Here is a 12,572-nt window from a genome sequence, read left to right on the forward strand (position 1 = left end):
ATAAAAAAAGGCCGTCGGAAATTCGACGGCCTGCCCTCCGGGTTGCGCGCAACTATCTGTTAAAATACCCATTGGTGGTTATCAGGATCAGACCGCCAGTCAGGTCACCGTATTCCGCCGGAATTCCACCGGTCAGGACTGTCACCTGGTTGATACTGCGGCCGGGCATTTCTGTACTACCGATGACCTTCATACCATCGATGTAGACCTGGGTAGACTCCTTGCGGGCGCCACGAATATAGAGGCCGCTGCCGTCCGGTGCGGGAAATACGCCGGGGGCCAACGGGGCATAGGAAACCGGATCGGATGAAGCCACAGGGATTTTGGCGATATCCCTCGGTGTAAGGGTAAATTCGTTTGAGGGATCCAAGGGAATAACGGGCGGTCTCACCACGCAGATCGGTAAGTCAAGCATTCCCACCTCGATGTCCTGAATCAATAGTCCGCCGGCAGTAACCAACAATCCTTCCAAAACAGTGGTTTTCATTCCCGCAAAGCTGGCCTCCAGCGAGTACTCACCCGGTTGGATTCCGCGGATCCGGTAATTTCCATGCTCATCGGCCATGGAACCGGTAATAACATCACCATTCTTCTTAACGGCCACATTGGCAAATGGAAGCGCTTCTCCTGTCGCCGCATTGGTAACCCGACCTTTGATCTCACCGGTACTTACAACAGAACTTGCATGAGTTAATGGAGAAGTGAAAAGAAAAGTAACGATAAAAAAGGTGAAAAAGGAATATTTGAATCCAACTCCTCGCTGATGTTGTCGGGATGAACCCGCTGAATAAATGGCCCACATCTTCATAATAAGTGTTGATTTAGATAAACGGATATGCGGATCATCGTTCTTCTTCCACAATATACGTTTAAGCGATCCTCCCCGAAACCGGAACATGGTAAACGGTTGCCCGGAACAGGTCAGTGGTTGTCGCCAATTTGCGTACGGTCATCCATTAATTCCACAAAGCATTGGGATAAACATTCTCAATGTGCTGAAATCTCAAACCCCCGCACTACCTTTGACCCGCCGATGAATCTTCTGGAAAATAAATTGTACCAATGGCTGACCCTTTGTCTGCTCGCCCTCACATGGGGTAGCTCCTTTATTTTGATGAAGAGGGGGATGGTTTCCTTCACGGACACCCAGGTCGCTTCCATGCGTTTGATGTTCGCATGTGCGGTCTTGATGCCCTTCGGTATAAGGGCCATTCGTAAGGTCCCACCCAAAAGCCTTTTGCCAATTGCGCTTGTAGGACTTTTCGGCAATGGCATTCCTGCCTTTCTGTTCACCAAGGCACAAACGCACATCGATAGTTCCATGGCCGGTATCATCAATGCGCTGTCACCATTGTTCACATTGATCATTGGCATTCTATTCTTCGGACTGAAAGGAAAGATTAACCATTGGATCGGGATCATCATCGGTCTGGCCGGAGCAATCCTTCTGGTATACCAGGGAGGTGAAGTGGGCGGACAGGCCATGTATGCGGCACTTGCCATACTCGCAACTGTGTTCTATGGATTTACCATTAACCTGATCAAGTCCAGGCTTCACGAGGTACCTTCTCTCAGCATCACCTCCATCGCCTTTCTGTTTGTGGGTCCACCAGCCACCATCTATCTCTTTACAACCGATTTCACCACACGCCTGGCCACCGACCCGCATGCCATGACAAGCATGGGGTTCGTCATGATCCTGGGCATGGTGGGCACAGCCTTTGCCGTAGTGCTTTTCAACATGCTTATCAAAGTAACAAGCCATTTGTTCGCAGCCTCTGTCACCTACCTGATCCCCGTGGTGGCTGTTCTATGGGGTGTGCTTGACAAGGAAGTGATGAGTTTGGTGAAGGTGGCCGCCATCGCTACAATACTGGCAGGTATATACCTGGTGAATCAGAAAAGATGAATGACGAGTGAAGAATGAAGAGTGAAGAATGAAAATTAAAAGTGAAGAATTTAGGTCGGGGGTGAGAACAGGCATGCGACTGGCAACAAAATTTCTTGGGGATCGAAATTCTTTTTCATACATTTGCACCCCCTTAATGTAAGTACAAGGAACTATGTATGCAATCGTAAAGATAGGCGGACACCAGTACAAGGTCGAAAAGGACCAGGAGGTGTTTGTAAACAAACTCGCTCAGAATGAGGGAGATCAGGTATTGCTGGATAAAGTGTTGCTGATTGACAACAAAGGAAAAGTGACCACCGGTGCACCCACCATTGCAGGTGCAGGTGTAACAGCTACCATTGTTGAGCACATGAAGGCAGACAAAGTTTTGGTCTTCAAGAAGAAGAGAAGAAAAGGCTACCGCAAACTGAACGGTCATCGCCAATCCATCAGCCGTATCAAGATCGAAAAGATCGAAGAAACAGGCGCGAAGGCTCCGGTTAACAAGGCTAAGGCTGCTGCTCCCAAAGCGGAAACCGAAGTAGCACCGAAGGAAGAAGACAAAAAAAAGGCAGCAGCTCCTAAAAAAGAGGCCGCCCCAAAAGCAGATACCAAGAAAGCACCCGCTGCAAAGGCAGCTCCAAAGGCTGAGAAAACAAAAAAAGAAGACAAAGGCGAATAACCTTATAACCGTATACAACCATGGCACATAAAAAAGGAGTCGGTAGTTCCAGGAACGGTAGAGAATCAGAAAGTAAACGTCTGGGCATTAAAATTTTCGGTGGACAAAAAGTAATCGCCGGAAATATTATCGTGCGTCAACGCGGCACAAAACACCATCCGGGCCTGAACGTAGGCATCGGAAAAGACCACACCCTGTTTGCTCTTACCGGCGGTGTTGTGGAATTTAAGCGCAAAAAAGATAACAAATCGTATGTTTCAGTGGTTGAACCCGGCCAATAGAAACATCTGAATCATTATTTTTAAAATCCCGATCAGTTGTTCGGGATTTTTTTTTGAACCAATAAAAACCATTGACCAAATGCTGCCTATTCAAATTATCCGGGACCAAACCGACGAGGTGGTAAAAAAGCTAAAGAAGAAGAATGTCGATGCCCGTGCAACCATCGACCGCATTCTGGCCCTCGACCAGGAGCGCCGGACAACCCAGGCGGAGAACGATGACCTGCTGGCAGAAGCCAATCAACTTGCACGCTCCATCGGTGACCTATATAAACAGGGCAAGGCACAGGAAGCAGAACAAATGAAGACCCGCTCTTCAGAATTGAAAGAGCAGAGCAAAACACTCAGCGAAAAACTCGATACCATCGAGCAATCCATCCGCGACGTGCTGGTTGAACTTCCCAACCTGCCTCATGATTCCGTCCCGGAGGGAAAAACGCCGGAAGACAACGTGGTGGTCAGAGAAGGTGGTAAAACCCCGGAACTGGGTGACAACGCTATGCCCCACTGGGAACTGGCAGAAAAATACCGCCTCATCGATTTCGGTTTGGGCAACAAGGTAACAGGTGCCGGCTTTCCGGTATACCAGGGCAAAGGAGCCAGACTCCAGCGAGCCCTGATCAATTTCTTTCTGGACCGGGCACTTGCAGAAGGCTATGAAGAATTCCAGCCGCCCATCCTGGTGAATAAAGACTCTGCCTTTGCTACCGGTCAACTCCCCGATAAGGAAGGGCAAATGTACACCGCCGAAAAGGATGAACTTTATGTGATCCCGACAGCCGAAGTCCCACTGACCAACTTATGGCGTGACATGGTGGTGGAGACCTCACAACTTCCGATCAGGATGGTGGGCTACACCCCTTGCTTCAGACGAGAAGCAGGTTCTTATGGTAAAGATGTAAGGGGCCTTAATCGTTTACATCAGTTCGACAAAGTAGAGATCGTTCAGATCAGCCATCCCGACCAATCCTACGAGATTCTGGAAAAGATGGCAAGCTATGTGGAAGGCCTCCTGCAGGCACTGGAACTCCCCTACCGCGTGCTGAAGTTATGTGGCGGAGATATGGGCTTTACCGCCGCACTGACCTACGACATGGAAGTGTATTCCGCCGCGCAAAAGAGATGGCTCGAGGTGAGCTCCGTATCTAATTTCGAAAGCTACCAGGCCAACCGGCTCAAGCTCCGTTTCAAGGAAGATAAGGTAAACAAACTCGCACATACGCTGAATGGAAGCGCCCTCGCCCTGCCCCGGATCGTTGCCGCGCTGCTGGAAAACAACCAAACCGAGAAAGGCATTCGCATCCCCAAAGCACTTGAACCCTATACCCGTTTTGAATATGTTGATTAGATTCACCCTTTACCTTTGTTTGGCGGCTGGTATGCTGAGCACAGCCACCTCATGCTCCGACCCATCGGAAAATAACCTGGTGGTGTTAGACAGCCTGCAAACCGAAATCCGTCAACTTGATGATTTTCTAAAAAGCATTGACTACAAACAATCCATGGCATGCCTGGACAGTGTCAACGATGGATTGCACACCATAGCCGCGGAATACCAGGATACTTTTCCAAAGAGCCTGGCGGTGATGGTTTCGTCCTATCGTGGTATTCGCAAACCCCTATCAAATTTAAAGGACCGTTACCACGTTTATCTTCAGGAGATGCAAACCTCCGCAAACCAGATCGACAACCTGAGAAAAGATATCCAGGAGGGCAATCTGGAAGGTTCGTTGGTTGACAAATATCTGAATGACGAAAGAGAAGCTTTGGCCTCATGGCAACAGGAAATAGAAAAAACCGTAAACATGGCCAAAAAGAAACTGATCCAGTACGATTCAATACAACCTTATATCAGACACACGGTTGATAGCCTGAAGGCCGCCCACCTATGATGTGGAAACGAATCATATACCTGCTTACCCTCAGCTGCTCGCTGCTTGCATCAGGTTCGGTATTTGCTCAGACGGAAACAGACGAGCAATTGGCCGGGTTATACCTACAACAGAAAGATTACGAAAAGGCGGTTTATTACTACGAAAAATTATTCGAGTCCCGGCCTGACAATTATTACTACCAACCCCTGCTGACATGCTATCTGGAACTGGCGGACTTCAAGAAAGCGGAAAAGCTGGTCCGGAAGCAAATCAAGAATAACCCCACAAGTCTGGCATACCAGGTAGACCTGGGCTATGTCTATCGCAAGTCCGGTGAAGATAAAGACGCCGAGCAACAATACGAGAAAACGGTACGTGAACTTCCGGCTATTCAGAAAGAGGTGATCGATCTTGCCAATACCTTCATGGGGAAAGGGGAAACGCGTTTTGCAGTCGTTGCCTACCTAAGAGGAAGGGTCCTGTTCAATGGTATTTACACCTTCAATATGGAACTGGCCGAAATCTACGCGGCCAATGGAGAATACATCAAAATGTTCGAAGAATATATTTCCCTGCTAGACCAGGACCCTTCGTACATCCAAACCGTGCAGAATGCCCTGCAGGCCAAAATAGGAAATGACGTCACCGGAGAACGAAGGGAGCTGCTCAAGAGTCTTCTACTCAAACATATTCAGAAATACCCGGATGCCGTGGTCTTTTCCGAACTGTTGACCTGGTATTACATGCAGGAGAAACAATTCGGATCTGCCCTCATACAAGCCAAAGCCTTGGACAAGCGGCTTCGTGAGAATGGCCAGCGTATTATGAACCTGGCCGCTATTGCAACACAAAATCGTGATTACGATGTTGCCATTGATTGCTATAACTACATCATCGGCAAAGGAAACAATGGCTACCACTACCCCGATGCTCGCGTGCTGATGCTGGAAGTCATGTATCTTAAGATCACCACAAATCCAGGTGTTCAGCAAAGTGAAATCACCACCCTTCAGACAAAATACAAGGAAACCCTGAATGAATTCGGCATTTCCGATCGTACCTCTTTGATGGTGCGTGACCTGGCCCACCTTGAGGCATTTTATCTTCACGATATGGATGCCGGCATCGGAGAACTGACCGGCATGCTGGAAGCACCGGGAATCTCAAAGTCCAAACTGGCGGAAGTCAAACTGGAACTGGCCGACATTTATCTGCTGACAGGAGAACGCTGGGAGGCAACCCTGCTGTACAGTCAGGTCGAGAAGGATTTTAAGAACGACCCCATAGGTCACCAGGCCAAGCTACGCAATGCAAAGTTATCCTACTATATGGGCGATTTCAACTGGGCAAAAGCCCAGCTGGATGTGCTGAAAGCAGCTACCACCAAGCTGATTGCCAACGACGCCCTCGACCTTTCCCTCCTGATCACCGATAACCAGGATGGTGACTCTCTTGATCTCCCGCTACAGATGTACGCCCGCGCTGACCTGTTGTCTTTCAGAAACAAAGACAGCCTCGCCCTCCTTGCGCTGGATTCCATTTCACAGCTGGCCATTACGCACGCTTTGGCAGATGAAATCCTTTTCAAGAAAGCAGAGATCATGGAAAAACATGGCCGGTTTAAAGAGGCGGCTAACTTCTATCAAAAGATCATCGACAATTATTCGTTTGATATCCTGGCGGACAATGCCTTGTTCAACCTTGCTGAACTCTACCAATATCGCCTGAATGACCCAACCAAAGCGATGGAACTCTACCAAAAGCTACTGGTTGACCACCCGGGCAGTTTGCTGTCCGTGGAAGCCAGGAAACGATTCCGGGAGTTACGGGGAGACAAGTTGAATTAAGAATTAGGAATGAAGCGTGGAGATATGGTATGCCTTCACGCTTTGTTCTGGCTTATGGGGTCTGAATCTATCTTATCGCTTCAATGATCTTTAACAGTTCGTTGGTTAATGTTACCCAGATGATCCCCCTTTCATTCCTAATTCTTAATTCTTAATTCTTAATTCATCAGTATCTTTGTCGTTCATAACCTTTCACCATGAGCGATACTCCCTTTCAGAAAACCGTGCTGCTTATCCTTGACGGATGGGGCGACGGTAACGGCAGTCAATCCGATGCCATTGCACGGGCCAATACCCCTTTTGTTGACGGGCTGTATGATAAATACCCACATGCCCACCTTCTTACTTCAGGCGAAGACGTGGGTCTGCCCGCCGGACAAATGGGCAACTCGGAAGTAGGTCACCTGAACATCGGTGCCGGAAGAATCGTTTATCAGGACCTTCAACGCATCAACAAAGCAATCCTGGACGGTGAGATCAAGGCAAACCCCGCCTTGCAGAAAGCATTTGAGACCGCCAAAAACAACAATGTCAAACTGCACCTCATCGGTCTGGTGTCCGATGGCGGCGTTCATTCGCACATCAACCACTTGAAGGCGCTTTGCGACCTGGCGGAAGATGCCGGTGTCCCGCAGACATACATCCACGCATTTACGGATGGGCGCGATTGCGATCCCAAAAGCGGACTTGGTTTTATAAAGGATCTCGAAAAACATATTCAGAATAAGCCTGTCTCCATCGCATCGGTCATCGGTCGCTATTACGCCATGGACCGGGACAAACGATGGGAGCGTGTAAGAGAAGCCTATGACCTGCTGGTTCACGGCAAAGGGGAAAGGGTCACCAATGCAGAACTTGCCATTGAGAGCTCATACGACCATGATATCACCGACGAGTTTATCCGTGCACATGTGTGCACCAACGACATCGGAGTGCCGGTCGCAACCATCTCCGAAGGTGATGTCGTGCTGTGTTTCAACTTCCGCACTGACAGATGCCGTGAAATCACACAGGCGCTGACGCAACAGGATTTTCCGGAACAGGACATGCACAAGCTCAACCTTCACTACGTGACCATGACAGTCTACGATGAGACCTTCAAAGGGGTGGACGTGATGTTCAGGAAGGACAATCTGAAAAATACCCTTGGCGAGGTTTTATCCGATGCAGGAAAAAAGCAAATCCGTATTGCGGAAACTGAGAAATATCCGCATGTGACATTCTTCTTTTCAGGCGGAAGAGAGGAACCTTTCCCGGGAGAGAAGCGCATTATGATCAACTCACCCAAGGTGGCAACCTATGACCTCCAACCGGAGATGAGTGCCTGGGAAGTGACGGATGCCATCGCCACGGAACTGATGAATGAAGACACCGACTTCGTTTGTCTGAATTTTGCCAACCCCGATATGGTAGGCCATACCGGCGTTTACGAAGCGATTGTAAAAGCAGTGGAGACCATTGATGCATGCGTAAAACGCGTAGTTGAAACCGGCATCACCCATGGATACAGTTTCCTCATCATCGCCGACCATGGCAATGCCGACTTTGCCATCAATGATGACGGCACACCGAATACGGCACACACCACCAATCCGGTTCCTGCCATTCTTATCCATCCGAAACTTAAATCCATACAGAATGGTATCCTGGCCGATGTGGCGCCTACGTTGCTAAATATGATGGGATTGGATCAACCGAAAGAAATGACGGGAAATGTACTGGTCAGGGCATCTTCCAGAATCCCGGAAACGCACTGACGTATTATTCCTGATTCGTCATTCTTAATTCTTAACCACCCTTTCCGTCATCGCCTCCCCATCGGGGGTTTCCGCATATAACATGTAGGTTCCGGAAGGAAATGTGGAAAGATCAATGTAGAGTTGATTGGTACCCGATTGCAGATTTGCCTCCGTTGTATAGACTGTCTGGCCAATCATATTGATCATTCTTACCCGTGATAAACCTGGTAGCTGTGAACGGATCATACAATTCACAAAACGATCCGAAGGATTGGGGTAAAGGACCAATTCAGCCGTTCCATGCTGTTCGCACCGCACCTGCATCCAGGGCCACGTTTTCCGCTGGCCGTTCATGTCGGTTTGGGCAAGACGGTAATACCGTGCGGTACCGTTAAAGTCGTTATCATCGGTAACCTCGTACAGGAGAAGATCAGTGCTGTTGCCCGCGCCTTTTACCGTAACAACGGTTTCCGCATTTACCGCATCCATACTTTTTTCTATGGTAAAGAAGTCATTGTTGACTTCAGATGCGGTGATCCACGTTATCTTAATACCAGCGTTCGCAGGATCACAATCCACGGAAAAGGAACGAAGGGTGATGGGCAGGGCGGCTTCCGCTTCTACAGCGCCAACATCTGATGGTGTACCCCTCGAGCCTCCGTAAATATCATCGGTAATGGCCAGGGAAGTACCTACGTTCAATGCCGCCGACCCGACGGTAAGATCCAGGTCAAAAGTAGATACATCGTTGTAATTCGGGTTGCCTTCCACCGCATTTTCGTCTCCCGAGGTGCCACCTGCATTCGTATGATCCGCACCCTGCCAGGAAGCCAGTGTGGTGTAACTGGTCATTGTTATCGCGTTCCTCCCGAATGCCGCCCCGTTAGGTGCATAGTAAACGTTATAGTCACATGTAGTGGGACGGGAAGAATTGGTGCTGTTATCATTAATATTTATGCATGCATAGCTTGAGGAAGCCGCTCCGGAATAAAAGATATTATTCACGATGTCCCAGTTCTTCAGAGACACAGCGCCTGATCCGAGCAATGCATTCTGTGAATTATAGAATGAATTATAATACAGATCAACCGTGGTGGCCTCATTGGAGGTTAGCCCGTTCACGGAACCAGTAATGATGTTATTATATATTTCGTGGTTGGTGATGGAGGAATTAAAGAATGCATTCAGATAAATCCCGACGTTTCCGTTGCGTATGGAATTTTTATAGATGTCCACGCTCAACACATCATCAATATAAATGCCTGTGGTACCGGCAGTGGTGGAGGAAGAATACACCGTGTCATTGTATATGGCAATACCCGAGGGTGTGGTCCAGAAGGCCTGGCAGTAAATACCTCTTCCTCCTGAAGGGTATGTGATATTGCAGTGGTGAATGCTATTGTTTGAATAAGCTCCGTAGGAGATATCGTCATTCATGTGTATGGTTCGGTAGCCACCGGAGTTGGACTGGCTGATCGTACAACTGTCAATCTCAGTATCATCAATATCACCTACCATGTAGATACACCTTCCGCCGGTAGCTGATGTCTGGGTGATCTTACAATTGTTGAAGTAGTGATTATCCGCATTGCCATACAAATACACAGCTGAATATGTGTTACCCGTAGCAGTGATGGTCATATCCTCAAATTTCACCCATTGGACGAGGGTACTGCTTCCGTTCAGGTAAACGGTGTTACCCGAACCGTATGTGAGGATGGTCACGTCCTTGCCAGCTCCGCGGAATGTCACGTGTCCGGATATTGAACCATCGTCACTGGATGTGACAGTCACTTGTCCGCTGTAGGTTCCTTTGTCGATGTAAACAACATCACCTGCCACCAGTGCATAGGTACTGATCACATTGGCGATGGTGAGCTTGGGTGTGCTCACACTGGTCCCGTTATTGGAATTATTTCCTACGGCCGTGCACCAGATGTCACCAACAGTGCTGGCATCGTTTACATAATAGCTGGTGGCAAATGCCGGGTTGAGACCTGCAAAGTTAATGGCCACGAAAGCGAGCATTGCACCCGTTCTGGTCAATGCTCCTCCGCATGTTAACATTTGAAAAATATTTTTCATGGTGGTTCGGTTGAGATGTCTTCTACTCCTAAAACAATCAACTGATGGACAGGGTAAAGTTAAGACATTAATTTGACATCAAAAGCCGCAGGGAAAATGGTAATGTTGAGATAAATCAACTGTGATGTATGATGGGTGATGTACGATGTGTGATGGGTGATGTAAGTGGATAAAAGCTAACAATTGTGACATAAACCTTTCAATTATTCATCATCCCAAATCATATTTCTACGTGTAGTGGGGCTATGTTCTAATAACCACGTATGCTTCTGCCGTGTTCAAGTGCCGGAAGCTGAGCGCTGCTCTCAGGCATTCTCTCTATATTTACGCTCTACATTTAATCTTACGGTTATGGAAACGCCTACCGCCTCGGCTGTGAATGCCTATATCAACGAGAACAAGGACCGGTTCATCGAAGAACTTTTTGCACTGCTGCGCCTGAAATCCGTTAGTGCCGATCCCGCTTACAAAGAAGAGGTACTGAAAACTGCGGAGTTTGTCAGATCTTCCCTTGCCGCTGCCGGTGCCGACAACACGGAGGTGATCGCCACGGCAGGCTACCCCGTTGTTTATGGTGAGAAAATCATCAACCCCTCATTGCCCACCGTGCTTGTATACGGCCACTACGACGTGCAACCTCCCGACCCGATGGACCTGTGGGATTCCCCTCCGTTCGAACCGGTAATCAAGAATGAAAAGATTTATGCCCGTGGTGCATCGGACGACAAAGGTCAGATGTACCTCCACGTAAAAGCATTCGAGACCATGCTGCAAACAGGCACACTCGCATGCAACGTAAAATTCATGATCGAAGGGGAAGAAGAAGTTGGCTCTGAGAATCTCGGCGACTTCCTCAAAGAAAACAAGGAAAAACTGAAAGCGGACATCATCCTGATCTCCGATACGGCCATCATAGCCAATAACATTCCTTCCATCACAGTAGGCCTGCGCGGACTCAGCTACTTACAGGTAGAAGTGACAGGCCCCAACCGGGATCTTCATTCAGGGATTTATGGCGGCGGTGTTGCCAACCCCATCAACGTACTTTGTGATATGATCCATTCGCTGATCGATGCGGATGGTCACATCACCATTCCCGGTTTTTACGATGACGTGGTAGAACTCACTGCAGAGGAACGCGCTGAGATGGCAAAAGCCCCCTTCAGTCAGGATGATTTTAACAAACATCTTGATATAAAAAATGTAAAAGGAGAAAAGGGATATACCACGCCCGAAAGGGTTTCGATCAGACCTACCCTGGATGTGAATGGCATCTGGGGTGGCTATACAGGTGAAGGCGCAAAAACCGTTATCGCATCAAAAGCTTACGCCAAGATATCCATGCGTCTGGTACCTAACCAACGCCCGGAAAAAATCACAAAACTGTTCGCCGATCATTTTGAAAAAACAGCACCGGATTATGTGAAGGTAAAGGTAACGCCCTTCCATGGTGGACTTCCCGTGGTTACTCCCACCGATTCACCGGCCTACCAGGCAGCAGCCAGGGCCATGGAAAAAACCTACAGCAAGAAACCCGTACCACAACGCACAGGTGGTAGCATTCCCATCGTGGCATTGTTCGAAGAGGTGCTCGGACTGAAGTCCATCCTCCTCGGCTTCGGCCTGGACTCCGACGCCATCCATTCCCCCAATGAACACTTCGGCGTATTCAATTACCTCAAAGGCATCGAGACCATTCCGTGGTTTTATAAGTATTTTGCGGATAGTAAATAGTAGTTGGTAGATAGTAGTTAGTCGTTAGTGGTGGGGAATGAATAAAAAGGGAAGCGGCTGAATCAAGTAGGAGTATTCAGACCGCACAGATTCCTCGCTCGGGATAACAGGGTTCATCTTTCCTTCCTTTGACAAATCGGTCGTGTGATCCCGAGTGCAGCGAGGGATCTTAAAAACAGCATATTTCGTATGCATCTCAACCCGCATTATCATTGGTTAATGACAGGGTAGCTACAAGCTACAGAATAGTACGACGAAGGTACAACCTTCGCCGAACCTCCACATCAACACATCACACATCATACATCATACCCCCCCGCGTACCCCTGGGCAAACCTTCCCTCGTCAGCCTAACGCGTCACGCACTGCCTACTGCCTACTGTCTACTATCTACTATCTGGCACAGACTTTGCATTGCCCGAATCCTACAAAAAACCTA

Annotated in this window: 10 protein-coding genes; 8 read left to right on the plus strand and 2 right to left on the minus strand. The window is 48.5% G+C overall.

The features are described 5' to 3' along the window. Positions 1-52 precede the first annotated feature (52 nt). Positions 53-898, minus strand: coding sequence for a carboxypeptidase regulatory-like domain-containing protein (locus KDD36_00495; protein MCB0395096.1), 846 nt, complete (start codon positions 896-898; stop codon positions 53-55). Between the two features lie 135 nt (positions 899-1,033). Here KDD36_00495 and KDD36_00500 point away from each other — a divergent pair, with 135 nt between their 5' ends. The 7 genes from KDD36_00500 (at position 1,034) to gpmI (ending at position 8,332) form a co-directional block, all read left to right on the plus strand. Then, positions 1,034-1,909: a DMT family transporter gene (locus KDD36_00500; protein MCB0395097.1), complete on the plus strand. Its 876-nt coding sequence runs from the start codon at positions 1,034-1,036 to the stop codon at positions 1,907-1,909. Between the two features lie 154 nt (positions 1,910-2,063). Next, entirely contained in the window at positions 2,064-2,573 is a 510-nt protein-coding gene (rplU, locus tag KDD36_00505; GenBank protein ID MCB0395098.1) for a 50S ribosomal protein L21, read from the plus strand. 20 nt (positions 2,574-2,593) lie between these two features. After that, complete coding sequence (gene rpmA / locus KDD36_00510) at positions 2,594-2,854, plus strand: 50S ribosomal protein L27 (GenBank protein MCB0395099.1); 261 nt, start codon at positions 2,594-2,596, stop codon at positions 2,852-2,854. A gap of 79 nt (positions 2,855-2,933) precedes the next feature. After that, positions 2,934-4,202 carry a serine--tRNA ligase gene (serS, locus tag KDD36_00515; GenBank protein ID MCB0395100.1) on the plus strand — a complete coding sequence of 423 codons (1,269 nt, stop codon included), beginning with the start codon at positions 2,934-2,936 and terminating at the stop codon, positions 4,200-4,202. Further along, positions 4,192-4,746: a hypothetical protein gene (locus tag KDD36_00520; GenBank protein ID MCB0395101.1), complete on the plus strand. Its 555-nt coding sequence runs from the start codon at positions 4,192-4,194 to the stop codon at positions 4,744-4,746. The genes serS and KDD36_00520 overlap by 11 nt, the downstream gene beginning before the upstream one ends. Further along, a complete protein-coding gene (locus tag KDD36_00525; protein ID MCB0395102.1) occupies positions 4,743-6,575 on the plus strand; it encodes a tetratricopeptide repeat protein in 1,833 nt (610 codons plus the stop codon). The genes KDD36_00520 and KDD36_00525 overlap by 4 nt, the downstream gene beginning before the upstream one ends. 197 nt (positions 6,576-6,772) lie before the next feature. After that, on the plus strand, positions 6,773-8,332 hold the full coding sequence (gpmI, locus tag KDD36_00530; GenBank protein MCB0395103.1) for a 2,3-bisphosphoglycerate-independent phosphoglycerate mutase: 1,560 nt from the start codon (positions 6,773-6,775) through the stop codon (positions 8,330-8,332). 24 nt (positions 8,333-8,356) lie between these two features. Here gpmI and KDD36_00535 read toward each other — a convergent pair whose 3' ends face one another. Next, complete coding sequence (locus tag KDD36_00535; protein ID MCB0395104.1) at positions 8,357-10,399, minus strand: T9SS type A sorting domain-containing protein; 2,043 nt, start codon at positions 10,397-10,399, stop codon at positions 8,357-8,359. 351 nt (positions 10,400-10,750) lie between these two features. Here KDD36_00535 and KDD36_00540 point away from each other — a divergent pair, with 351 nt between their 5' ends. After that, the gene (locus KDD36_00540) at positions 10,751-12,133 is read left to right on the plus strand and encodes a dipeptidase (GenBank protein ID MCB0395105.1); all 1,383 of its coding nucleotides are present in this window, start codon (positions 10,751-10,753) and stop codon (positions 12,131-12,133) included. Positions 12,134-12,572 lie beyond the last annotated feature (439 nt).

The sequence above is a fragment of the Flavobacteriales bacterium genome, from assembly GCA_020435415.1.
Lineage (GTDB): Bacteria > Bacteroidota > Bacteroidia > JACJYZ01 > JACJYZ01 > JACJYZ01.

Bases quoted from the DNA above. Each gene is read 5' to 3' on its own strand.
- KDD36_00495 (MCB0395096.1), bottom strand. From the start codon at position 898: ATGTTCCGGTTTCGGGGAGGATCGCTTAAACGTATATTGTGGAAGAAG.
- KDD36_00500 (MCB0395097.1), top strand. From the start codon at position 1,034: ATGAATCTTCTGGAAAATAAATTGTACCAATGGCTGACCCTTTGTCTG.
- rplU (MCB0395098.1), top strand. From the start codon at position 2,064: ATGTATGCAATCGTAAAGATAGGCGGACACCAGTACAAGGTCGAAAAG.
- rpmA (MCB0395099.1), top strand. From the start codon at position 2,594: ATGGCACATAAAAAAGGAGTCGGTAGTTCCAGGAACGGTAGAGAATCA.
- serS (MCB0395100.1), top strand. From the start codon at position 2,934: ATGCTGCCTATTCAAATTATCCGGGACCAAACCGACGAGGTGGTAAAA.
- KDD36_00520 (MCB0395101.1), top strand. From the start codon at position 4,192: ATGTTGATTAGATTCACCCTTTACCTTTGTTTGGCGGCTGGTATGCTG.
- KDD36_00525 (MCB0395102.1), top strand. From the start codon at position 4,743: ATGATGTGGAAACGAATCATATACCTGCTTACCCTCAGCTGCTCGCTG.
- gpmI (MCB0395103.1), top strand. From the start codon at position 6,773: ATGAGCGATACTCCCTTTCAGAAAACCGTGCTGCTTATCCTTGACGGA.
- KDD36_00535 (MCB0395104.1), bottom strand. From the start codon at position 10,399: ATGAAAAATATTTTTCAAATGTTAACATGCGGAGGAGCATTGACCAGA.
- KDD36_00540 (MCB0395105.1), top strand. From the start codon at position 10,751: ATGGAAACGCCTACCGCCTCGGCTGTGAATGCCTATATCAACGAGAAC.